Genomic DNA, 24,850 nt, shown 5'->3' on the forward strand with positions numbered 1-24,850 from the left:
GAATCTGCATGTATTCTGCGGTCGGTACGACGACAGGTCAAGGGGCTTTCATGGCGAAACCACCGACTACCCCGCCGACAGCCACCCCGACGATGTTGCGGCGGGTGAACGCGGGCAAGGTACTCGGCGTGCTCACCCACGCCCGGGTGATGACCGGAACGGGCCTGATCGAGGCCACCGGTCTCACCCGCGCGACCGTGCACGCGGTCTGCAACGACCTGATCTCGATGGGCTGGGTGGTCGAGCTCGACCCCGGCCGGACCTCGGTCGGGCGGCCGTCGCGGCGGTTCGAGTTCAACAGCCACGCGGGGTACGTGCTCGGCATCGACATCGGTGCGGCCAAGACCACAGTGCTGGTCTCCGACCTGCGCGGCGAGACGGTCGCCAAGGCCGGGCGGTCCGCGGCCGGCGTGAAGACGCCCGGCGAGCGGACCGGGATCGTGCACGAGACGGTGGTGGAGGCGCTCGCGTCCGCGGGGGTGTCGGACGCGCAGGTCCTCGCCGCCGGTGCCGGGGTCGCGGCCCCGGTCGACCGGGACGGCAACATCCTGGTCGACGACGAGTTCTGGCGGCGCTTCGACACCGGGCTGTCCACGCGGCTGACCGAGCTGCACGGGTGGCCGGTCCTGCTGGAGAACGATGCGAACCTCGCCACCCTCGGCGAGCACTGGCGCGGCGGGGCGCGCAACGTCGACGACCTGGTCGTCCTGCTCGCCGGTGAGCGGTTCGGGTCGGGGCTGATGGACTCCGGCCGGTTGCTGCACGGCTCGCGCGGTGGTGCCGGCGAGATGGTGTTCCTGAAGCTGATCGAGGGCGTCGGCGACACCCACGGCATCGCGCGGATCGCCCGCGAGCACGGGACGGCGGCGGTCGCGGACCCGGCCGTCGAGACGTCACTGCGCGAGCTGGCCGCGGGCGGTGAGGTGACCGCGGAGCAGGTGTTCAGCGCGGCGGCCGCCGGCGACAAGGTGGCCGAAGGCATCCTGCACGAGATCGCCGACCGGACCGCGCGGGTGGTCGCCACGCTCGGCACGCTGTTCAACCCCGAGCTTGTCGTCCTGGGCGGCGCCGTGGCCGAGGCCGCGGCGGCCCTGCTCCCCGACCTCGAGGCCCGGCTGGTCCGCTACACCAGCACTCCCCCGCGCGTCGGCGTCTCCTCCCTCGGCGACGCGATCGTGTCGGTCGGCGCGGTCCGCCACGCCCTCAACTACGTCGAGGAACACGCCCTCGACCTGGAGCTGGAGTGCCGCTCCGACTGACGTCAACGGCAGCTCGACAGTACGTATACGCCCACTAGGCCCTGGCCGCCCGTCCCGCTGAGCGTGAGCCCGGCCGGTCCGGCCGGACACCTCCTGTCGAGCTGCCGACCCGCTTAGGGCTCGCGGGTGAGTTGCCGCGCGATGGCCTCCAGGACAATGACGTTGCGGCCTGAGGTGGTGGCGGAGGGGACGCCCTGCGGGACCAGCGCCTGGTCCTCGGGGATGCCGGTGCAGAGGACGAAGACGTTGTCGGGGTGACCCTGGACCAGGTGCTCCAGGGCGGCGCGCATCCACGGCGTGCGGCCCGCGTCCTGGACGGCGATCACCAGCGGCCGGCCCTGCGCGGCCTTCGCGGCCTTGGCGATCGCGTCGTCCTGCGGCTCGCCCGTGTCGGTCAGGTGGTGCTCCCCACGCAGGACGACACCCTCGGCGCCGGGAGCCACCCGGGTGAAGATCTCGGGCAGCCCGGAGAAGTACGGGTTCCAGGCCGGGTGCAGGCCCTGCGTCAGGTCGATCACGTACGGCGTCGCGCCGTACGCCGGGAAGGTCTGCCCGGCCACGACCCGCGTGGCGACCTCGCGGATCGGGGCGCCGCCGAGGCCCGGCAGCCGCGAGCGCCGGCCGAGCGAGGTGGCGAGCGCACGGACCCGGGCGGCCGCGTCGGCGACCCGTTCGGCGGGGAGCGTGCCGGTGCGGACAGCGTCGACCACGCGGGCGGTCAGCGCCTGCGGGTCCGCCATACCGACCGCGATCATCGCCAGGTCGGCACCGGCGCCGATCGACGCGACGGCGGCGTCCTCGATCGACCGGTTCTTGGTGATCGCCTGCATCTCGAGCGCGTCGGTGGTGATGACGCCGGTGAAGCCGAGCTCCTCGCGCAGCAGCCCGGTGAGCACCCGGTGCGACAGGGTGGCCGGCTGGTCGTCGTACGCCGAGAAGATGATGTGCGCGCTCATCACGACATCGGCGCCGGCCGCGATGGTCGCGCGGAACGGGGCGAGCTCGACGGCGCCGACCTCGGCGACCGACCGGTCGACCCGCGGCAGGTCGGTGTGCGAGTCGACCGAGACGTCGCCGTGGCCCGGGAAGTGCTTCGGGCAGGCGGCGATCCCCGCGTCGTGGACGCCCTCGACGAAGGCGACGCCGTGCCGCGAGACCACGTCGGCGGTGCGACCGAACGAGCGGGTGGAGATGATCGGGTTCGCGGGGTTGCTGTTCACGTCGACGGACGGGGCGAGCATCAGGTCGATGCCCAGCGCTGCCAGGGTCGCGGCCGCGTCCCGGGCCGCGGCGCGGGTCAGGTCGACGTCGTCCAGGTCGCCGAGCAGGCGCGGGGACGCGAGCGGCCACGGGTTCGCCGGCGCCAGGTGGCTGAACTCGCCGCCCTCGTGGTCGATCGCCACGATCACATCCGGCCGCTCGGCCCGCAGCTGCGCGGTCAGCGCCGCCACCTGCTCGGCGTCCGCCACGTTCCGGGTGAACAGGATGACGGCCCCGAGGCCGCCGGCCACCGCCCTGCGCAGGTCGTCGGGCGCCGTCGTCCCGGTGAAGCCGACCACCAGTGAGCCGGCCGCGTCACGCTCCAGTTGATCACTCATCCCCCAACCCTCTCCCGCACTGGGCTCACCCCGCCACCCGGGGCCCGTACGGGATGGGTCCGATCCGGACCCGATCCCCGTTTGAGGCCTCTCAAGGCCGGTCGAGGGGCATCGTTGTCAAGGGCTGTCATGGCAGTTACCTGCCGTCTTCCTGCGGGTTTTCCATGATTACCTGGAATCACCCCTGTCTGTTCGGGCCGACTACAGATAACGTTGTCTCTCGACCTGACCGCCCTGACCGGGGGGACGATGAGCGACGACGCAGCTTCGGCGCGGGGAACCGTGCTGGGAATCGACATCGGCGGCACGAAGATGGCCGCCGCTTTGGTGTCCGCCGACGGCACGATTCTCACCGGCGACCGGATCGCCACCCCGTCCGGCGACGCCGACCAGGTGTTCGCCGCGCTCGGTGAGCTGATCACCCGCGTTCGCGGCGACGCGTCCCCGCTGGCGGTCGGCATCGGCTCCGCCGGCCCACTCGACCAGCCGCACGGCCTGGTCTCCCCGGTGAACATCCCCGGGTGGCGCAACTTCCCCGTCGTCGACCGGGTCCGGGCGCTGACCGGCGACGTCCCCGTGGCGCTCGGGCTCGACGGGCACTGCTTCGCCCTCGGCGAGTTCTGGAGCGGCGCCGGGCGCGACGCGCACACGCTGCTCGGGATCGTCGTGTCGACCGGTGTCGGCGGCGGTCTCGTCGTCGAAGGCCGGCCACTGATCGGCCAGTCCGGCAACGCCGCCCACATCGGCCACGTGGTGATCGACCAGGACGGCGAGGCCTGCGCGTGCGGGTCGTTCGGCTGTGTCGAGGCGTATGCGAGCGGCCCGCGGATGGTCGCCCGCGCGCAGCGCAGCGGCTGGCGGACCGGCGAGGACGTGGACGCCGAGGCCCTGGCCGCCGACGCCGCGGCCGGGGACGAGCTCGCGCTGGCCGCGTTCGACGACGGGGCGCAGGCGCTGGCCGCCGGGATCGTGGCGACGGCCGTGACCGTCGACCTGACCACGGTCGTGATCGGCGGCGGCGTCGCGAAGGCCGGGCCGGTGCTGTTCGACCCGGTGCAGGCCTGGGTGAAGCGGCTGGCGCAGCTGCCGTTCGTCACCGACCTCACCGTGGTGCCCGCCCAGCTCGACAACGCGGGTCTTCTGGGCGCCGCTCATCAGGCGTGGGCCGCGCTGGCCTGACACGCACAGCCTTGCGCGTTCGGTAAGGCTTCTCCCGCGCACCTTTGCGCAATTTTTACGAATCTCGGGAATCCGTGTAACGACCACCCCACGCCAAGCGATGCAACGGATGGATGGGGTGGGGGCACCGTCATCCACGGCCGGTCGAGGGGGGCCCGGACCGGCCGGCCAACGGTAGATCGAGGGGGGCCTTGGATCGACCGGACACGTGAGCGGCGGGTGAGGAGACTCCCCCGCCGCAAGCGTGTCGAGCAGGGATCGGGAACCAGCGTGCCTTCGGCAACGTCCGACCGATCGAACACGTTCGATCCTGTGGAGGGATGGGATCGAACGCAGGTTCTGCACCGTGAACGGCGGACGGTGGCTGCGGGAGGGCTGCCACTGACCTGACCCCCCGTCCACGGTGCAGAACTTCCACGACCGTTACGGGGTGAGCCACTCCGGTTCCGGCAGGCGACCGCGGTCCAGCCGGCCGTTGTCGTCCAGCGGGAGTTCCTCGATCGGGATCAGGTCCGCCGGCACCAGGTAGATCGGCAGTTCCTTGCCCAGGTCGAGCATCAGCCGGGCCAGGACGGCGGGGTCGCTGTCCTCCAGGACGACGTACCCGATCAGGCAGGTGTCGCCGGCCGGGTCCGAGCAGGCCACCACGACCGCGTCGACCACGCCGGGCTGGTCGGCCAGCACATGCTCGGTCTCGCCGGGCTCCACCCGGTGGCCGCGGATCTTCACCTGGTCGTCCGCGCGACCCAGGTACTCCAGGGTGCCGTCGGCGCGCCAGCGGCCGAGGTCCCGGCTCCGGTACAGCCGCGCGCCCGGGTGTCCCGGGTCCGCGACGAACGCGCGCTCGGTCTCCTCCGGCCGCCCGATGTAGCCGCGGGCAACGGCGGCGCCGCCGAGGTGGATCTCCCCGACCGCGCCGACCGGCACCGGCCGCAGCGCGGCGTCCAGCAGCCGTACGGCGACACCGTCGATCGGCCGCCCGATCGAGGGCCGGTCCTCGGCCGGGTCGACCTCGTGGATCGTGGTCACGATCGACGCCTCCGCCGGACCGTACTCGTTGAACAGCCGGCACTGCGGATGCGCGTCCAGGAAGTCCCGCACCTTGTGCGTCAGCACCATCGCCTCACCGCCCGCGACGATCTCCCGCAGCTCGGGCAGTTCGGGCAGCCGGCGCATCGTCGCCAGCAACGCGGTCAGCGGGCTGAACGCCATGAACAGCCGCTGGACGCCGTGGTCCCGCAGCGCCGCGACGACCGCGTCCGGGTCGTACCGGTCGTCCTCGCCGAGCAGGACCAGTGCCGCGCCGGACGCCAGCGTCGTGAACATCTCCTGCACGTGGACGTCGAAGCCGAACGAGGTCCACTGCAGCGTGCGCAGCGATCGCCGCGTCCGCAGGTAGTGCCGGACCAGGTTCACCGGGCCGCGGTGCGGGACCACGACGCCCTTCGGGTTCCCGGTCGAGCCGGACGTGTAGATGCAGTACGCCACGTCGTCGGCCGCCGCCCGGACCGGCGGCGACTGCCGCGCCCTCGTGTCCCCGTCGCCGCCGGCCACCGGAACGAGCCGCAGGCCGAGGCGATCGGCCAGCGCCGCGTCGTCGCCGACCAGCGCGACCGCTTCCGCGTCGTTGACCATGAAGGCCCAGCGGGACTCCGGTACGCCGGGATCCAGCGGGAGGTACGCCGCGCCGGACTTCAGGACCGCGAGCACGGCGACGACCATTTCGGTGCCGCGGGCAACACGGACCGCGACCAGCTGCCCGGGCTTCACGCCGAGATCGACCAGCTGCCAGGCGACCGCGTTCGAGCGACGGTCGAGTTCGGCGTACGTCAGCTCGCGGTTGCCCTGGATCAGCGCGATCGCGTCCGGCGTCCGCGCGACCTGCTGCTCGAAGAGCGTGTGCAGGCCGCTGAGCTCGCCGGCGACGACCGCGTCGCGGCGTACCCGGCTGATCGGGGCGTCGAGCTCACCCTCCAGCTCGCGGAGTGCGGCGAGGTCGGCCTCGGTCGGGAGCACCAGCTCCGGCAGCCGCAGCTCCGGCGTGGTCGTTGCCCTGCGCAACACTTCGGCCAGGTAGCCGAGCAGGCGCTCGATCGTCGCACGCTCGAACAGGCCGGAGCGGTAGTCCGCCGTACTGGTGATGCCGGCGCCGTGATGGGTCAGCCGGAACCGCAGGTCGACACCCGTCGGCAGGTCGTCGTCGCCGTCCTCGAACTCGACCAGGATCTGGAACAGCGGGTCGCGCTGGAGGATCGCGAGATCGGTACCGGCGTGGTCGAACGCGCCGGCGGTGATGTCGCGGATCCGCTCGGTCAGCTCGCCGAGGTCGGGCTCGCCGGACAGGTCGATACGCAACGGGAGCGGGCGACGCGGAGCCGTCGAGGTGTCACCCTTCGGGCGGATCAGGGCCGAGCCGATCGTCACATCGTCCTGCGCGGCGAACCGGCCGAGCACGGTCGCGACCGCGGCCAGCATGGTCATCACCGGGCTGAGCTTGCGATCCCGGCTGTACGCGAGCACCGCGTCGCCGAGCTCCTCCTCCAACTCCTGCTTCACCGAAGCCACCGCGTCGTCCCCGGTCCCCCGAGCCCGATCCGCAGGCAACACCAACGGCTCAGCCCCAGCAAGCACCCGACTCCAGTAAACAAAGTCCCGCCGCCGCAGATCCACCCCACTCTGCCCAACGCCCACACTCGCCTCGGCCGCGGCCAACTCAGCTGCGGCCGCCTCGGCTGCAGTCGGCTCAGCTGCAGCCGGTTCGGCTGCGTTCGCCTTGGCCGCAGTCGCCCTGGCTGCAGTCGCCTCGGCTGCGTTCGCCTTGGCCGCAGTCGCCCTGGCTGCAGTCGCCTCGGCTTCTGCGGCCGCCTCGGCACCCGCTACTTCCTCGGCACCCGCAGCTACCTCGGTGCCCGCGGCCTGCTTGGCGCTGACAGCATCCTTGGAACCCGAGGTGTGCCCAGCCTCGGCAACTTCGTTCGTGCCCCCGGCTTGCTTCGCGCCCCCATCCACCTGCGTATCCGCCGCCTGCTCGGCGCTCACACCTTCCTTGGCGCCCGCAGCCTGCACGGCACCCACGGCCTGCTTCGCGTTCGCAGCTACCTTGCCGTCCGCAACTACCTTGGCACCCGCACCTTGCTCGGCCGCCGCAGCTCCGTTCGTGGCCCCGGCTTGCTTCGCACGCCCAGCCACCTGCGCATCCGCCGCCTGCTCGGCGCTCACACCTTCCTTGGCACCCGCAGCCTGCACGGCACCCACGGCCTGCTCAGCGCCAGCGGCTTGCTTCGCGTTCGCAGCTACGTTGCCGTCCGCAACTACCTTGGCACCCGCACCTTGCTCGGCCTCCGCAGCTCCGTTCGTGGCCCCGGCTTGCGTCGCACCCCCGGCCGCCTGCGCATCCGCAGGCTGCTTGGGGCTCGCACCTTCCTTGGCACCAGTAGCTTCCTTGGCACCGGTGGCTTCCTCGGCGCCTTCGGCTACCTTGGCGCCCGCGTCTTGCTGAACTTCCGCAGCTTCGTTCGGTACGCCGGCTTGCTTGGCGACCGTCGCTGCGTTCGTGCCACCGGCTTGCTTCGCGACCCCGGGCGCCTGCGCGTCCGCAGCTTGCTTGGCAACCGCAGCTGCGTTTGCAAGCCCGGCTTGCGCCGCCGGCCCGGCTTCCTGCGCATCCGTAGTTACCTTGGCACCAGCAGCTTCCTCAGCTTGCTTCGTGCCTGGGGCTTCCTTGTCGTCTGTGGTTTGCCCGGGCTCGCCGAGCAGGGCTAGTTGCTCGCGCATCAGCTTGGTGACGCCATCGACCAACTGCCCCGCAACCCGGAGCTGTTGCGACATCAGGGCTGCCATCCCGCTCCCCGGCAACTCCGCCTCGCTCGTCGCCGCCGCGGCCTCGTCGACCTTCGCCGCCAGCTCCGCGAGCCCCGAACCCAGCACAGCCAACGCCGTCCGCGCGTCCCGGACCGGCTCCTCCTCTACGACCGCCTCGACCGCGGACTCAGCCTCACCAGCAGCCTCACCAGCGGCCTCGACCTCAGGCTCCGGCTCAGCTTCCGGCTCCGGCGGCGCCGTCAGGACCGCGACGGCGGTCGCGAGCTTGTGCGGCGTCGTGTACGTCAGGAACAGATCGTCCGGCGCCAACTCAACCTCGAACCGGCCGTTCAGCTCGTCGATCACCGGCGCCATCGACGCCGGCGTCGCCCCGAGCTCCGCGAACGTGTGGTCGACGGTGAGGTCGTACGGATCGAGGCTGTGCACCTCGCACGTCACATCCAGGATCACGTTCAACGACTCGCGATACCGCTCCGCAGACATCGCGTCACCCGACAACGACCCGGCCTGCGCCAAATAGTCCGCATCGAGCTGATGCGTCTCGGCCGGCAACGCGAACGGCGACTCAGCCTCTTCGACCTGCTCGACCGGCTCGGCCGCCACCTGGTCCGGCGGGTCGAGCGGGATCCGCTTCACGGCGGCGCTCGACGGCGGCTCGAACACCACGCTCTGCGCGCGAGCGGCCCGTTCGAACGCGCTGAGCCGCGGCGCAACGTTGTCCACGGCAACCGCCGTACCCGGCCCGGCCGGCACCGTCACCGACTGGTCGACCGGGTGATACACCCGACGGAACGGGTACGTCGGCAGCGGCACGCGCCCGCCGTCCGGGTAGACCTTCGCCCAGGCGATCTCGGTGCCCTGTTCGTACAGCTCGGCGAGGCCGTTCATCGTCGCGAGTACCGGGTCCTGGCCGAGGCGCTGCGCCGGGATCCACGTGCTGTTCGGCGCGATCCGGCGACCTGCGGGGCTCAGTACGGCGTCCGGTCCGAGCTCCAGGAACCGGCGACACCCGGCCGCCGTGACCGCCTCGACCGCGTCACCGAACAGCACCGGCTGGCGCAACTGCCCGACCAGGTAGTCGCCGTCCAGCACCGTCCCGGACTCGAGCAGATCACCCGACCAGCTGGACACCATCGGCGTCCGCAGCGGCTTCAGCGTGATCTCGCGGACGATCTCCGCGAAGTCGGACAGTATTGGGTCAACCAACGAACTGTGGAACGCGCGGTCGACGTCCAACCGTTGCCACGACACCTGCAACTGGTCGAGTTGCGCCGCCAGCTGGCCGACGATCACCTCGGACCCGGTCAGCACGAACGACTGCGGGCCGTTGCCGGCAGCAACCTCAACGCCTGCCGTCCGGGCGATCTCGCGCACCCGGTCGGCGTCGGCGCGAACGGCCACCATCGCACCCGGCACCGTGCCACGCTGCATGAGCTCCCCGCGCTTCGCGGTCAGCCGTACGCCGTCCGCGAGCGACAGCGCCCCGGCGACGCACAACGCGGCGTACTCACCAACGCTGTGTCCGACAACCAGTGCGGGCTGGACGCCGAACGACTGCCACAGCCGGGCCAGCGCGAGCTCGAACGCGAACAGTGCCGGCTGCGCGGTCTCGGTCGGCCACACGCCTTCCGCCGTACCGGCCGGGGTGAGGAGCAGGTCGAGCAGGCTGCCGCCGGTCTCCTCGTGGTACACGCGATCGCATTCGTCGAGCACCGAGCGGAACGCGGGGAAACGCGCCGCGAGCCCCGCGGCCATTCCGCGCCGCGCCGCGCCCTGTCCGGTGAACGCGTAGCCGAGCGGGCCGGGGCCGCCGCGCGGCACCTCGGTGGCTTGCGCGGAGCCGAGCGCGTCGACGAGCTCCGCCTCGGTACCGCCCGCGACGGCGATGCGGTGCCGGTGCGCCGGGCGGCCGAGCGCCGCCGTACCGGCGAGGTCGATGAGGCGATGACCGGTGCCGTGGTCCAGGTCGGCCCGGTACAGCTCGACGAGATCCGCGAGGGCGTCCGGGTCGGGCGCGGACAGCGGCAGTACGACGGGGCCGTCGTCGCCGCGGCGGATCTGCCGGGGCGCTTCCTCAAGGATCACGTGCGCGTTGGTGCCGCTCGGGTCGAGTGCGCTGACGCCGGCGCGCAGCGTCGTACCGCCCGACTGCAGCGGCACGGTCCACTCGCGGGTGTCGGTCCCGATCACGAACGGGCTGCCGTCGAGGGCGAGCGCCGGGTTCGGGCCGGTGTAGTTGATCGTCGGGACCAGCGTCCGGTGCTGCAGCATCAGGATCGTCTTGATCAGGCCGGCCATCCCGGCGGCGCTGTCCAGGTGGCCGATGTTCGGCTTCACCGATCCGAGCGTGCAGAACCCGACTTTGTCGGTGTGCCGGCGCAGCGCCGACGTCAGCGCCTTCACCTCGGCGGCGTCCGCGGCCGCGCTGCCGATCCCGTCCGCCTCGAGGTAGCTGAGCGAGTCGGCCTCGAATCCGGCCCGCTCGAGCGCGCGCTCGACGAGCTCCGTCCCGGCCGGGGCGTCCTCGTTGCTGACCGCCGTACCGCGGATCACGGCGTACACCGTGTCGCCGTCGGTGAGGGCCTGGTCGAGACGCTTCAGCAGGACGGCGGCGACACCGTTCCCGCCGACCGTACCGTCGGCGTCGGCGGCGAACGCGCGGAGGTGGCCGCTCGGCGACAGGATCGAGTCCGGCGCCGGGTGGTACGTCGTTGCCTGCGGCACCTGTACGGCGGCGGCACCGGCGAGCGCGAGATCGGCGTCGCCCGACCGCAGCGCCTGGCACGCGAGGTGTACCGCGACCAGCGACGACGACGAGGCCGACTGCACCCCGATCGCGGGGCCGGTCAGCCCGAGCCGGTACGCGACGCGGGTGGCGATCGAGTCGCGGGACTGCTGCTGGCGGTTGTACAGATTCATGCCGGAGCCCGCGAACACGCCGACGCGGCTCGCCGTGCCCGCGTACCCGCCGTGCTCGAGCGCCTGATGACACACCTCGAGGAACAACCGCTGCGCCGGCTCCATCAGCTCGGCTTCACGATCACTCAACCCGAAGAACTTCGCGTCGAACGACTCGACGTGCTCCAGCACCCCACCGACCGCGACAGTCCCGTCACCGGTATCCGGCGCCTCCCGCCGAACACTCTCCACCCCACCGACAAGGTTCTCCCAGAACTGCTCAATCCCCTCAGCCCCCGGAAACCGCCCCGCCAGCCCAACCACAGCCACCGGCTCAACCACAGCCTTACTACCGCTCGCCGCACCCGCCTGCACAGCCGCACTCGACCCCGCAGCCACACTCGGCGCAGCAGCCGCGCTCAGCTCAGCAGCAGAACCCGGCTCGGCAGCCGCAGCCACCCCCGGCGAAGACACACGCGCACCGGCACCACCCGCGGCGCCAGTGCCCGCGACAACTACCGCCTCAACGGCATCGCCAGCAGCCAGGTCACCGTCCGCCTGAGGCTCACCAGCATCCTCACCCCGAGAACCGGCTTCCTCAGCCTCCGCAGACTCAAGGTGGGCTTCAGCCGCCGGCTCCTCCGCCTGCTCCGCAGACAGGGTTGCACTTGCCGCCGGTACGTCGGCCTCGACGTCCTGCCCGTCAGCCGGCACTACGGCCTCAGCAGCCGCGTCGTCGTCCGCCCCGGCCCGCTCCTCAGCCAGCTCCGACTCGTCGACGTCCTCACCCGCGGACGCCGTGGCACCTACGTCCGGAACGTCGCCCACGGCCGTCAGATCGGAGAGCTCCTGCCCGCCCTCCTCCGCCCCGTCGCCGTCCCGCATGCCAGCCGGTACGACGCTTTCGATCCGCGCGACGTCCCCCGCCCCAGCCAGCTCCTCGGCCAGGGCGACACTTGCTGCCGGTACGTCAGCTTCGCCGCGCTCCAGCTCGTCAGCGGGCACGACGGCCTCAGCACCCGCGTCCTCCTCCGCCTCAGCCCGCTCCTCGGAACGGGCGGCATCTGCCTCCGGTACGCCGGCCTCGCCGCGCTCCTGCTCGTCAACGGGCACGAGGGCCTCAGCACCCGCGCCGTCCCCCGCCTCGGGCAGGGCGGTGCCTGCTGCCGGTACGTCGGCTTCGCCGTGCTCCTGCTCGCCAGCCGGTACGACGGCCTCAGCACCCGCGCCGTCCTCCGACTCGGCCCGCTCCTCGGCCTGCTCCGACTCTGCTGCTTCCTCTTCGCCGGACAGTGTGGGGGTTGCATCTGGTACGTCGGTTTCGGCGGCCTCGTGCGCCTGCCCCTCGCCCGATTGCTCGGCCTGCTCGACCTCCGTGGACTGCTCGTCCGCGGACGGCGTCAGGCTCGCAGGTGGCACGTCGGCGCTGGCCGTTACCTCGTCCGGCTTCAGGGCACCCGCGGACTCCGCAGACTCGACCGGCTCCTGCTCATCTCCCGGAGCGGTGGAATCGACCTCCGCGACATCGCCCGCCTCGGACCCGTCGTCGGACTGCTCCCGCTCAGCGTCCTCATCCGCAGCCGCGACCGGTACGTCGGCATCAGAGGTTGCCTCGTCCGACTCCTCAACAGCTTCAGCGCCTTCGCCAGCCTGGTCTTGCTCGACAGCTGATGCGTCGGAATCCCCGGGCGCCTCGTCCACCTCGGGCCGCTCACCAGACTGCTCCAGCTCGGCGTCCTCATCCGCGGGTGCAGCGGCGCTTGCAGCCGGTACATCACCACCAGACGATTCGTCGTCCAGGGCCTCGACAGCCTCTGGCTCCACGTCGGCCTGGACCTGCTCAACAGCCGGTACGTCGGAATCCGCACGCGCCTCGTCGTCCACTTCGGCCGGCTGGCCAGGCTGTTCCGGCTCGGCGTCGTCGCCCGCCGACGCGGTGGAGTTCTCGGCCGGTACGCCGGTCTCAGGCGATGCGTCGTACGGCCCCTCGACAGCCTCTGAGTGCGCGACGGCCTGGTCCTGCTCAACAGCCGGTACGTCGGAATCCGCGCGCGCCTCGTCGTCCGCCTCGGGCCGCTGGCCAGGCTGCTCCTGCTCGGCGTCCTCGGCCGCCGTGGCGCTCTCGGCCGGTACGTCGGCATCAGACGAGGCGTCGTGAGGAATGTCGACAGCCTGCGACTGCGCGTCGTCCTCTTCGGACTCAGCTTGCTCCTGCTCGTCAGGCGAGGCGGCGGATTCGGCGGGCTGGGCGTCGGCCGACTTGGTGTCGGTGGTCGAAGTCGCGTCGGCCTGCGAATGCTCGATGTCCGCAGGCCGCTCGTCGGCGCCGTCCGGGTTCACGCCTTGCGCGTCAAGCGGCTCTTGCTCCGCATCCTCAGCCTGCTGGGCGGTCAACTCCGGCTGCTCGGCATGAGCGTCGCGTACGGCGGCGATAGCGTCGTACGGCTCTTGCCCCGCATCGTCGGCTTGAGTGTCGGCGGGCTCCAGTTGCTCGGCCTGAGCGTCGCTGAGCGCGGCGGTCGCGTCATGCGGCTCTTGCTCCGCAGCCCCAGCCTGCTCGTCGGCGGGCTCCGGCAGCTCGGTCTGAGCGCCAGGGATGACAGCTGTCGCGTCGTACGGCTCTTGCTCCGCGCCGTCGGCCTGCCCGTCGGCCGGCTCCGGCTCCTCGGGCTGGGCTGTTGGTACGGCTGGCGCCGCGTCGCGCGGCTGTTGCTCCGCCTCGTCGGCCTGAGTGTCGGCGGGCTCCAGTTGCTCGGCCTGAGTGCCGGGGACGGCTGAGGTCGCGTCGTGCGGCCGTGACTCCGCGTCGTGCGCCTCTTGCTCCGGCTGCGCCGCCTGCTCGTCGGCGGACTCCAGTTCCTCGGCCTCAGCGCCGGGGGCTGCGGCGGTCGCGCCGTACGGTCGCTGCTCCGCGTTGTCGGCCTGCTCTTCAGCGGAGTCCGACTCGTCCGGCTTAGCTGTTGGTACGGCGGGTGCTGCGTCGTACGACTGCAGCTCCACCTCCACCACCCGCTCATCGGTCGGCCCGGGCTGTGCGTTGGAGGCGGTGAGGGCCGCGTCGTGCGGTTGTTGACCCGCGGCCTCGGCCTGCTCGTCGGCCTGTGGGCCGAGGGCCGCGGTGGTCTCCGCCTGCGCCTCGAGGGGCTCGGGCGGTGGGGTGGGGGTGCCGAGGGTGGGGCGTTGGGGTGGGGTGGGGATGGATTGCTGGAGTTCGCGTTTCCAGGCCAGGCGGACGACGGGGAGTTCGGTGGTGCGTTCGGACGGGTCGTCGTCGGCGTACGGGGTGGACTCCGGGGTCGTGGACGGGCCCTGGCCGGTGGGGCCGGAGGCGGGGGTGGCGCCGGCGGGTTCTACGTGGGTGTGGGCGGGTTCCAGGAGGGTGCCGTCGATCCAGCGCTGCTTGAGCAGGGGGCGGAGGATCTTGCCGCCGGGGGTGGTGGGGAAGTCGCGGCGCGGGACGCCGATGACCTGGGCGGCGAGGCCGAGGCGGGTCTGGATCAGGCTGCGGATGGCCTGGTCCATGCCGGGGACGGCGTCGGGGGTGAGTGCGTAGAACACGACGAGGCGGTCGGTGCCGGTTTCCTCGTCGGCGATGCCGCAGGCGGCGACCAGGCCGTGTTCGGCGCCGACGGCGGTCGCGGCGACGGATTCGATGTCGTGGGCGTAGTGCAGCCGGCCGGACATGATGATGCGTTCGCTGTCCCGGCCGGTGATGACGACCTGGCCGCCGGTGATGAAGCCCTGGTCGCCGGTCGCCAGCCACTTGCGGGCCGGCCAGTTGCCGACGGGGAACGCGGCGCGGTCCGCTTCGAGGTTGCCGAGGTACCCGGGCGTCACCCGCGCCGACGCGACCTGCAACTGGCCGATCCGGCCCTCGGGGAGTACGGCGCCGTTCGGCGCGACGATGCGCACCGTCGTACCGGGTGCGGGCGCGCCGACCGACACCAGCGAGAGCACACCGGGCGCCTCGGTGCGCGGCTTACCGGGACGCGCGACGGCGACCTTGCCCGACGACGGCCGCTGGTCGACCCACTCGACGACGCCGGTCGGCGGGATGCGGACGCGGTGGACGTTCGGCGTCAGGCCGGGCCGCGCGAACGTGATCCCGGTGACCGTCTCGGTCATCCCCCACGCGGCCACGAACGTCTCCGGGACGACGCCGAACCGGTTCGTCACCCGCAGGAACTCCGACATCACCGGCACGGTGATCTGCTCGCCGCCGCTGACCAGGCTGCGGAGCGCGGACAGGTCCCAGTGCCGGTCCGGTTCGCCGGCGACCGCGGTGGTCGCGAGCCGGTACCCGAAGTTCGGCGACCACGAGTGGTTGACCCGGTGCTGCTCCATCAGGTCGAGCCAGCGCAGCGGGTTGGCGAGCACCCAGTCGGTGTTCACATGGATGTTCGTGCAGCCGGTGAACACGGGCAGCAGGTGGTAGAGCAGGAACGCGCCGCTGCGGTCCAGCGGCAGCCAGTTCAGCGTCGTCTGTCCTGGCCGGACCGGCAGCATCGCCGGCGTCCCGGCGGCGAACTCGACCAGGCCGCGATGCGTGAGCTGGACGATCTTCGGCGTACCGGTCGAGCCCGAGGACATCATCAGGACCGCGATGTCGTCCGCGGCCGGGCGGTGGAAGTCGGAGGTCGGCTCGTGGCCGGCCATCGCGTCCGGGTCGAGGACCGGGAGGCCGAGGTCGTTCGGCAGGTCGGACGGGCGGCCGATCAGGACCGTCCAGCCGAGCAGGTCGGTGATCCGGCGGAGCCGCTCGCGGCCCTCCTCGGTGCGGTCGCCGCCCGGGTTCGGCGCGACCAGGAGCGGGCGGATACCGCCGAGCGTGCAGGCCCAGAAGGCGGCGAAGAAACCGACCGGTTCGGTGCAGTGCACGACCGCGGGGTCGCCGGCCCGGACGCCGTTCGCGCGCAGGCCGGCCAGGATCCGGGCGGCGAGCTCGAGCAGCGTCGGGAAGTCGAGCTTGGTCTCGCGGCCGTCCGCGCCGATCTCGACGACGCCGGCGCCGCCGAAGTCGCGGGCCGCCCGCAGCAGTGCGCTCGGCAGGTCGCGGGGATAACCGGCGGGAATCATCAACGCCGGCCCGGTGGAGATCGCCGGCCGGTCCGCACCACTTCTCACGCCGATGCCACCACCAGCTGAGCGTCAGAGCGTACGACGGGGCGCTCGGCCGGTTGGCGACCCACGGACACGTGCCTCCCCAACTGGACGGAGCGGGTTCTGGGCAGACCCCGCCTCACTTCACACCGACAGCAGCCCCGTTTCCGCCTGCCGGAACGATGTCGTGACCGGGCACACCCGGTGCGTCATCGCGCCGACCGACAGCCGTGAACCCTACCAGCCGCGACCCGCACCGGAGGAGTCCGATCTCGGCAGCCGAAGGTTAAGAATTCCCGGGAGAAGCCGTGACCGCCGACATGGTTCCAACGAGCGACGGCAGGTTCGGGTACGGGCCGTACGAAAGCCGGTCACCGGGACCGCGTCAGCGCGGTGGCGGTGGCGTGTCAGCGCTCGCCGGGATCGTGAGTGACGTCGAACAGACCATCACTCGAACGAGGAGTACGCAGCATGTCGATCCAGTCCCCCGCCCTGAACAGCACCGAGCGCCCGGAGCTGCGGAAGGCCGCCCAGGAGTTCGTCGACGCCGGCTTCGGCGGGCTCGAACTGCGGGTGCACGACGAGCACGGCGAGTGGGTCGGCACCGCCGGGATCCGCGAGCTCGGCCGGGCCGAGGCGCCGCCGGTGGACGGGCAGTTCCGGGTCGGGAGCGTCACGAAGACGTTCGTGTCGACCGTGGTGCTGCAACTCGTGGCCGAGGGCAAACTCGAGCTGGACGGCGTGGTCGCCGGCCACCTGACGCGCTTCGATCTGGACCCGCGGATCACGGTGCGGATGCTGCTCGACCACACCAGCGGGTTGTTCAACTACACGGGCGAGTACTACCCCGACGGCACCGTCGTCGCCGGTGTTCCCGCGACGGGCAAGGACTGGGCGGACCACCGGCTGCGCGGGTACACGCCGGACGAGCTGGTCGGGTTCGCACTGGCCAAGCCGGCGCGGTTCGAGCCGGGTGCCGAGTGGAGCTACTCGAACACCAACTACACGGTGGCCGCGCTGCTGATCGAGGCTGTCACCGGGCGTACGTTCGCCGCGGAGCTGGAGAGCCGGATCGTCGAGCCGCTCGGCCTGACCGGCACGCTGGAGCCGGGCGATCGGACGGACATCCCCGGGCCGCACTCGCACGGGTACTTCCGGTACCAGGACGGTGACGAGTGGAAGGTCGTCGACGTCACCGAGCAGAACCCGTCGCTGCTGTTCGCCGCCGGGAGCATGCTGTCGACCACGCAGGATCTGCACAAGTTCATGTCGGCGCTGCAGGGCGGCAAGCTCGTGCCTGCCGAGCTGCTGGGCGAGATGCGTACGCCGGAGCCGAAGAGCGGGCCGCTCAACTACGGACTGGGCCTGTTCGCGCAGGACACCGGCACGGAGACGATCTACCACCACAACGGCAGCGCACCGGGCGGATACGGCGCCCTGATGTACAGCAACGCCGACGGCACCAGGACCCTGACCGCCGCGATCACCATGGGCGACGCCGACGTGGACCTGCTCCAGATCTTCCCGCCTGCCCTGGCCCGCCTGGTGGAGACGGTTTTCGGCTAGTACGACGCCGGACCACCGCGGGGGTCCGGGGGCGACGCCCGCCGGGCGGGGCCCGGGGGTTGCACCCCCGGACAACACGACGGGCGAGGACCGCACGCGCTCTCCGCGTGCACACCTCGCCCACTCGTCCGTGGGCGAAGAGGGGATCGAACCCCCGACATCTTCCTTGTAAGGGAAGCGCTCTACCGCTGAGCTATTCGCCCGGATCAAACGACCGGAGGAGTCTACCCGAGATCCCGGCCCAGACTTGCCAGCGCGGTCGCGTAGTCGTCGAGGTTGCGGGCCTCGGGGATCTGGTTCACGACCGACCACCGGATCACGCCGGTGCGGTCGACGACGAAGGTGCCCCGGAGCGCGCAGCCCCGCTCCGCGTCGAAGACGCCGTACGCCGTGGCGATCGCGCCGTGCGGCCAGAAATCGGTGAGCAGGCCGAACGGCAGCTGCTGCGCGTCGGCGTACGCCCGGAGGGTGAACATCGGGTCGCACGAGACCGCCAGGAACTCCGCCGCGGCCAGCAGGTCAGGCCGGTCGCGGAGCGCGGCCAGCTCACTCGTACAGACCTGACTGAACGCGTACGGATAGAAGACCAGCACGACGTCCCGGCGGCCGGCGTAGTCGCTCAGCCGGACCGGTTCGCCGTGCTGGTTCCGCGTCTCGAAGTCGGGGGCCCGGCTGCCGGCAGCCGGGACGGTCACCCGCGGCGACCGGACTTGGGGACCACCAACTTGGTGGCGGACCAGTCGTCGGTCACGCTCAGTGTGCTCGTCGTCGCCAGGCCCGCGACGGGCGCGGCCTCGGCGATGTCGCTGGTCTCGACGTACCCGTCGCGACCGACCTTCGGAGTCATCAGCCAGACCACTCCACCGGCCTTCAGGTCGGTCAGGATGTCGAAGAACGAGTCGACCAGGTCGCCGTCGTCCTCACGGAACCAGAGCAGGACTGCGTCCACGACCTCGTCGGTGTCGTCACCGACGAAGTCCTCCCCGGTGACCTCCCGGATGGCATCACGCAGGTCGTCGTCGCAGTCGTCGTCGTAGCCGATCTCCTGGACGACCCAGCCGGCCTCGAGGCCGAGCCGGGACGCCATGTTCGGCACTCCGCTCTTGCCGTCCGCGTGATCCGCGGTCGCACTCACGTGTCCTCCTCCGTGGTCCCCGCTTGCCCGGGGGTAGGTGTCATTGCACTGCTGTTACCTCTGGTACAGCCACACAGCTAGCAGTAGTCCATCGTGACCTACCGCGTCGCGCAAGTATGCACCAGGGTTCCGTGACGTGTCCGGTATGCGCGTGGCGGGTACAAGGCGTGTCCGCTCAGATCCCGGCCGGTGAGCCGGAATCGGGCCGGAAGGGAAGGCAAAGTAGAACGCATTCCGAACAGGTGACAGGATTGCGGTGAAGACAACCAGAGAGAACGGCAGGACACCGTGGCTTCCGGACACGAACCACCAGCCATCATCACCGAGGGGATGCCCACCCAGCTCCCCGACATCGACCCCGACGAGACACGGGAGTGGGTCGAATCGCTCGACGCGGTCCTGGACGAACGGGGCAAGGCGCGAGCGCGCTACCTGATGCTCAAGCTGATCGAGCGCGCCCGGGAGCGACAGGTCGGCGTGCCCGCACTGCGGAGCACCGACTACATCAACTCGATCCCGCCCGAGCGTGAGCCCTGGTTCCCCGGCGACGAGCACATCGAGCGGCGGATCCGGGCGTTCATCCGGTGGAACGCCGCGGTGATGGTGAGCAAGGCCAACCGCAAGGGCCTGGAGGTCGGCGGTCACATCGCCACCTACCAGTCGGCCGCGAGCCTGTACGAGGTCGGCTTCAACCACTTCTTCCGTGGCAAGGACCACCCGGGCGGTGGCGACCAGATCTTCATCCAGGGTCACGCCTCCCCCGGGATGTATGCGCGCGCCTTCCTCGAGGGCCGGCTGACGACCGACGACCTGGACGGCTTTCGCCAGGAGGTGTCGCGCGGCCCGCACAAGGGCCTGTCGTCGTACCCGCACCCGCGGCTGATGCCGGACTTCTGGGAGTTCCCGACCGTCTCGATGGGTCTGGCCGCGCTGAACTCGATCTACCAGGCGCGCTTCAACCGGTACCTGCACAACCGCGGTATCAAGGACACCAGCCAGCAGCACGTCTGGGCGTTCCTCGGTGACGGCGAGATGGGTGAGCCGGAGTCGCTCGGCGCGATCGGCCTGGCCGCGCGCGAGGAGCTCGACAACCTCACCTTCGTGATCAACTGCAACCTGCAGCAGCTGGACGGCCCGGTCCGCGGCAACGGCAAGGTCATCCAGGAGCTGGAGGCGTTCTTCCGCGGCGCCGGCTGGAACGTGGTCAAGGTGATCTGGGGCCGCGAGTGGGACAACCTGCTGGCCCAGGACCACGACGGCGCGCTGGTGAACAAGATGAACACCACGCCCGACGGCCAGTTCCAGACGTACTCGGTCGAGTCCGGCGAGTACATCCGGGAGAACTTCTTCGGCGGCGACCAGCGGCTGCGCCAGATGGTCAGCGGGCTGTCCGACGAGGACCTGCGCAAGCTGCCGCGCGGCGGTCACGACTACCGCAAGGTGTACGCCGCGTTCAAGAGCGCGACCGAGCACGTCGGCCAGCCGACCGTGATCCTGGCCCAGACCATCAAGGGCTGGACGATCGAGGCGCTGGAGGGCCGTAACGCGACCCACCAGATGAAGAAGCTGACCTCGGACGACCTGAAGGCCTTCCGCGACCGGCTGTACTTGCCGATCGAGGACAAGGACCTCGAGGACGCGTACAACCCGCCGTACTTCCACCCCGGCACCGACTCGCCGGAGTACCAGTACATGATGGAGCGGCGTAAGCAGCTCGGCGGTTCGCTGCCGGAGCGCCGGGTGCAGCCGAAGACGCTGAAGCTGCCGGGCGACGACGTGTACAAGCCGCTGGCCAAGGGTTCGCACGCGCCGGTCGCGACCACGATGGCGCTGGTCCGGCTGTTCCGGGACCTGATGAAGGACCCGGAGATCGGTCACCGGATCGTCCCGATCGCCCCGGACGAGTACCGCACGTTCGGTATGGACTCGATGTTCCCGACCGCGAAGATCTACTCGCCGCACGGGCAGAACTACGAGGCCGTCGACCGCAACCTGCTGCTGTCGTGGAAGGAGTCCACGGCGGGTCAGCTGCTGCACGAGGGCATCAGCGAGGCCGGCGCGATGGGTTCGGTGCTGGCGGCGAGCACGGCGTACGCCACGCACGGCGAGCCGATGATCCCGTTCTACATCTTCTATTCGATGTTCGGGTTCCAGCGCACCGGCGACTGGATGTGGGCGCTCGGCGACCAGCTCGGCCGCGGCTTCCTGATCGGCGCCACGGCGGGCCGGACGACGCTGACCGGTGAGGGTCTGCAGCACGCGGACGGTCACTCGCCGCTGCTCGCCTCGACGAACCCGGCCGCGGTGCACTACGACCCCGCGTTCGCGTACGAGATCCCGTACATCGTCAAGGACGGCCTGCGCCGGATGTACGGCTACGGGCTGGACCAGGACAAGCCGCACGGCGAGGACGTCTTCTACTACCTCACGGTCTACAACGAGCCGGTGGCACAGCCCGCCGAGCCGGAGAACCTCGACGTCGCGGGGCTGCTCAAGGGCATGTACCGCTTCAACGAGTACCAGACCGCCGAGGGCGACGACGTGCCGCGCGTGCAGCTGCTCGCGTCCGGTGTCGCGCTGCCGTGGGTGATGAAGGCGCAGCAGATCCTCGCCGAGGAGTACTCGGTGGCGGCCGACATCTGGTCGGTGACCTCGTGGAACGAGCTGCGCCGGGACGCCGTCGCCGCCGAGCAGCACAACCTGCTGCACCCGGACGAGCCGGAGCAGGTGCCGTTCGTCACCGAGCAGCTGAAGGACACCAAGGGTCCGGTGGTCGCCGTCAGCGACTTCATGCGCGCGGTGCAGGACCAGATCTCCCGCTGGGTGCCGAACGACTACACGTCGCTCGGGACCGACGGCTGGGGTCTGGCCGACACCCGGGCCGCGGCCCGGCGCCACTTCCAGGTGGACGCCGAGTCGATCGTGGTCGCCGCTCTGGAGATCCTCTCCAAGCGCGGTGACGTGAAGCCGGAGGTCGCCGCCGAGGCGGCCCGCAAGTACCGCATCGACGACCCGACCGCGGTCGCCGGCGTGAAGCAGGAAGGCGCCGGCGCCTGACCCGCCGCAACGCCTGAGCAACGGGCCGCCCACCGCACCGGTGGGCGGCCCGTTCGTTTATTGGGTGCGGCTGGTGGCCGCCCGCGGAGCAGAGTGACGACAGCGTTCCGATCACGCCGGAGCGGGTGCCCGCGTCCTACTGGTGGATCGTCGAGGGCGGCACGTACCTCGGGGCGATCACGCTGCGGCACGCGCTCAACGAGAAAGCTGCTCGACGGCGGCGGGCACATCCGTGACACTTGGCCCGGGCGGGCGCGGCGCTACTGGATCACTCTCTGAGTAGTCGGCTTGCTACGGTCGGTACATGACCGACACGCAGCAAGCCGCCCCGGAGAGGACCTTCTTCGGGCATCCGCGCGGGTTGATGACGCTGTTCACCACCGAGTTGTGGGAGCGGTTCAGCTACTACGGGATGCGCGCGATCCTGCTGCTCTACCTGACCGACAAGGCGCACGGGCTCGGGCTCGGTGAGTCGCTCGGGCAGGCCGTGGTGTCGATCTACGGCGCCTCGGTGTACCTGCTCTCGGTGCTCGGCGGCTGGTTCGCCGACCGCGTCGTCGGCGCCCGCCGCACGGTCCTGTACGGCGGCACCGTGATCGTCGCCGGTCACCTGTGTCTGGCGCTGCCGTCGACCGGACCGGCCTATGCCGGGATCGCGCTGGTTGCCCTCGGCACCGGACTGCTGAAGCCGAACGTGTCGACCATGGTCGGGACCCTTTACGAGCAAGACGATCCGCGGCGGGACTCGGCGTTCTCGATCTTCTACATGGGGATCAACATCGGGTCGTTCTCGGCGCCGTTCGTGGTCGGGTTCCTGCGCCGCGAGTTCGGGTTCCATGTCGCGTTCGCGGCGGCCGCGGTCGGGATGACGCTGGCCCTGGTCGCGTACCTGCTCGGCCGGCGCACGCTGCACGGCCGCGGCGACACCCCGCCGAACCCGCTGACCGCCGCGGACCGGCCGACGATGGTCAAGGTCACGGCCGCCGTCCTGGCGCTGCTCGCGGTCGTGTTCGCGTGGTCGGCCTGGCGGTCCGGCGGGATCGGCCCGAAGCCGGTCGTGGACGCGATCTCGTACCTGTGCTTCCTGGCCCCGATCGCGTACTTCGTGATGCTGCTGCGGAGCCCGCTGGTGACGCCGGTCGAGCGGCAACGGGTCCGCGCGTACATCCCGCTGTTCGTGGCGGCGATGCTGTTCTTCATGCTGTTCGAGCAGGCCGCGACCACGCTGACGTCGTTCGCGGCCGACCGGACGCGGCTGGCGCTGTTCGGGGTCGGGATCTCGCCGGAGTTCTTCCAGTCGGTGAACCCGTTCTCGATCATCGTGCTGGCGCCGGTGTTCGCGGTGATCTGGATCAGGCTGGGCGATCGCGGGCCCTCGATCGGGCAGAAGTTCGCCACCGGGCTGCTGCTGGCCGGGATCTCGTTCGCGGTGATGGCGCTCGCGTCGTCGGTGGCCGGCGACAACCTGGCGTCGCCGCTGTGGCTGGTCGTCGTCTACGTGATCCAGACCCTCGGCGAGCTGTTCCTGTCCCCCGTCGGCCTGGCCGCGACGACGGTGCTGGCGCCGCGGGCGTTCCTCAGCCAGATGATGGCGCTGTGGTTCCTCGCGCCGGCCGCCGGTCAGGCGATCACCGCGCAGCTCGTGCAGGCGACCGAGGACGCCTCGGACACGGCGTACTTCGGCGGCCTGGCGGTGGTCACGATCGTGGTCGCGTTCGCGGTCTACGCACTCGCGCCGTGGATCCGCCGGCACACCGACGTACGACAAACCTCGTAGTCGTCGCGGGCGCGGGTTGCGCATTCCGTCCGACGCGGCGGGCGGCCCGCGGTCCCTACCGTCGGTGACATGACTGGCGCAAGCGTTGCTCTTCTCGCGGGGACGATGTCCACCATCCTCTTCGCGTCGAGCGCCCTGCCGATGGTGGTCAAGGCGATCCGGACCCGCGACCTGGCGTCGTACAGCCCGCTGAACCTGGTGCTCGCCAACGTCGGCAACGCCGTCCATTGCATCTACGTGGTGCACCTGCCGGCAGGACCGATCTGGATCCTGCACGGCTTCTACGTGGTGACGTCGGCGCTGATGCTGCTGTGGTGGCTGCGGTTCCACACGCTGCGGCGCGACGTGGAAGGGAGACCAGCATGAACACGATCATCATCGGCGCCGGACAGGCGGGGCTCGCCACCGGCCGGCAGCTGCAGCAGCTCGGCGAGGACTTCGTCATCCTGGACGGCAACGCCCGGGTCGGCGACCAGTGGCGGTCGCATTGGGACAGCCTGCGGCTGTACTCGCCCGCGAAGTACGACGGCCTGCCCGGCCTGGCGTTCCCGGGCGATCCGTGGCATTACCCCGGCAAGGACGAGGTGGCCGACTACCTCGCGTCGTACGCCGCGCACTTCCGGCTGCCGATCCGGCACAGCACCCGGGTGGACACCCTCGAGCGGATCGACGACCGCTGGATCGTCACCACCGGCCGCGAGCAGCTCGCCGCGGACAACGTCGTCGTCGCCACCGGAACGTTCGGGCGGACGCCGCACCTGCCGGACTGCGCGGTCGACCTGGATCCGGCGATCCGGCAGCTGCACTCGTCGGAGTACCGCCGGCCGGAGCAGCTCAAGGACGGGCCGGTGCTCGTGGTCGGCGGGTCGCACTCGGGCACCGACATCGCGTACGAGGTCGCGCGGACACACGAGACGATCCTGTGCGGTCGCGATCCCGGGCAGGTGCCCTTCAGGCCGGGTGGGCGCGGTCAGGTTCTGGTCTGGCCGCTCCTGCTGTTCGCCTGGCGTCACGTGCTCACCCGCCGGACGCCGATGGGCAGGAAGGAGATGGGGGAGGTTCGGTTCCACGGCGGGCCGATGATCCGGGTCAAGCGGGGCGACCTGCTCGCCCGAGGGGTCGAGCGGGTCCACGACCGGGTGACGGGTGTCCGGGACGGCCGGCCGGAGCTCGAGAACGGCCGGGTCCTCGACGTCGCGAACGTGGTGTGGGCGACCGGATTCCGCCAGGTGTTCGACTGGATCAAGCCCGCGGTGATCGGCGCCGACGGCTGGCCGCGGGAGTACCGCGGTATCGCCGAGGGGATGCCCGGGCTGTTCTTCTGCGGCCTGTCCTTCCAGTACGCCTTCAGTTCGATGGTTCTGCCCGGCGTCGGGCGGGACGCGGCGTACATCGCCCGCCGGATCGCGGCCCGCGCCGGCGCGGACCGGAGTCTTGCCGCCGCGTGACCTGAAGCGCA

Annotated in this window: 11 protein-coding genes and 1 tRNA gene; 7 read left to right on the forward strand and 5 right to left on the reverse strand. The window is 71.1% G+C overall.

Annotated elements, in window-relative coordinates; genetic code table 11:
• The first annotated feature begins 50 nt into the window (after positions 1-50).
• The gene (locus ABZW60_RS35615; protein ID WP_355484510.1) at positions 51-1,259 is read left to right on the forward strand and encodes an ROK family transcriptional regulator; all 1,209 of its coding nucleotides are present in this window, start codon (positions 51-53) and stop codon (positions 1,257-1,259) included.
• Between the two features lie 113 nt (positions 1,260-1,372).
• Here the strand turns inward: ABZW60_RS35615 and nagZ are convergent, their stop codons facing one another.
• Positions 1,373-2,857 carry a beta-N-acetylhexosaminidase gene (gene nagZ / locus ABZW60_RS35620; RefSeq protein ID WP_355484512.1) on the reverse strand — a complete coding sequence of 495 codons (1,485 nt, stop codon included), beginning with the start codon at positions 2,855-2,857 and terminating at the stop codon, positions 1,373-1,375.
• 249 nt (positions 2,858-3,106) lie between these two features.
• On the opposite strand from nagZ, the gene ABZW60_RS35625 reads away from it, so the two are divergent.
• Positions 3,107-4,036, forward strand: a complete 930-nt coding sequence (locus ABZW60_RS35625; protein ID WP_355484514.1) for an ROK family protein — start codon at positions 3,107-3,109, stop codon at positions 4,034-4,036.
• A gap of 423 nt (positions 4,037-4,459) precedes the next feature.
• On the opposite strand, the gene ABZW60_RS35630 is transcribed toward ABZW60_RS35625, so the two are convergent.
• Positions 4,460-15,880, reverse strand: coding sequence for an amino acid adenylation domain-containing protein (locus ABZW60_RS35630; protein WP_355484516.1), 11,421 nt, complete (start codon positions 15,878-15,880; stop codon positions 4,460-4,462).
• Between the two features lie 447 nt (positions 15,881-16,327).
• Between ABZW60_RS35630 and ABZW60_RS35635 the strand changes: the two genes are divergently transcribed.
• Positions 16,328-17,422 (forward strand): serine hydrolase domain-containing protein, encoded by a 1,095-nt coding sequence (locus ABZW60_RS35635; protein ID WP_355484518.1) that lies wholly within the window; start codon positions 16,328-16,330, stop codon positions 17,420-17,422.
• A 131-nt stretch (positions 17,423-17,553) separates the two neighbouring features.
• On the opposite strand, the gene ABZW60_RS35640 is transcribed toward ABZW60_RS35635, so the two are convergent.
• The 3 genes from ABZW60_RS35640 to ABZW60_RS35650 all read right to left on the reverse strand — a co-directional run bounded on the left by ABZW60_RS35640 (position 17,554) and on the right by ABZW60_RS35650 (position 18,557).
• Positions 17,554-17,625, reverse strand: a tRNA-Val gene (locus ABZW60_RS35640).
• A 21-nt stretch (positions 17,626-17,646) separates the two neighbouring features.
• Positions 17,647-18,117, reverse strand: a complete 471-nt coding sequence (locus ABZW60_RS35645; RefSeq protein WP_355484519.1) for a peroxiredoxin — start codon at positions 18,115-18,117, stop codon at positions 17,647-17,649.
• Complete coding sequence (locus tag ABZW60_RS35650; protein WP_355484521.1) at positions 18,114-18,557, reverse strand: DUF3052 domain-containing protein; 444 nt, start codon at positions 18,555-18,557, stop codon at positions 18,114-18,116. The genes ABZW60_RS35645 and ABZW60_RS35650 overlap by 4 nt, the downstream gene beginning before the upstream one ends.
• Positions 18,558-18,887: 330 nt before the next feature.
• Here ABZW60_RS35650 and aceE point away from each other — a divergent pair, with 330 nt between their 5' ends.
• The 4 genes from aceE to ABZW60_RS35670 all read left to right on the forward strand — a co-directional run bounded on the left by aceE (position 18,888) and on the right by ABZW60_RS35670 (position 24,839).
• Positions 18,888-21,614, forward strand: coding sequence for a pyruvate dehydrogenase (acetyl-transferring), homodimeric type (aceE, locus tag ABZW60_RS35655; RefSeq protein ID WP_355484672.1), 2,727 nt, complete (start codon positions 18,888-18,890; stop codon positions 21,612-21,614).
• 304 nt (positions 21,615-21,918) lie between these two features.
• Positions 21,919-23,391: a peptide MFS transporter gene (locus tag ABZW60_RS35660; RefSeq protein WP_355484523.1), complete on the forward strand. Its 1,473-nt coding sequence runs from the start codon at positions 21,919-21,921 to the stop codon at positions 23,389-23,391.
• A 69-nt stretch (positions 23,392-23,460) separates the two neighbouring features.
• Positions 23,461-23,757 carry a hypothetical protein gene (locus ABZW60_RS35665; protein ID WP_355484525.1) on the forward strand — a complete coding sequence of 99 codons (297 nt, stop codon included), beginning with the start codon at positions 23,461-23,463 and terminating at the stop codon, positions 23,755-23,757.
• The gene (locus tag ABZW60_RS35670) at positions 23,754-24,839 is read left to right on the forward strand and encodes an NAD(P)/FAD-dependent oxidoreductase (protein ID WP_355484526.1); all 1,086 of its coding nucleotides are present in this window, start codon (positions 23,754-23,756) and stop codon (positions 24,837-24,839) included. The genes ABZW60_RS35665 and ABZW60_RS35670 overlap by 4 nt, the downstream gene beginning before the upstream one ends.
• Positions 24,840-24,850 lie beyond the last annotated feature (11 nt).

The organism is Kribbella sp. NPDC003557, assembly GCF_040610805.1.
In the GTDB taxonomy this organism is placed as follows: domain Bacteria; phylum Actinomycetota; class Actinomycetes; order Propionibacteriales; family Kribbellaceae; genus Kribbella.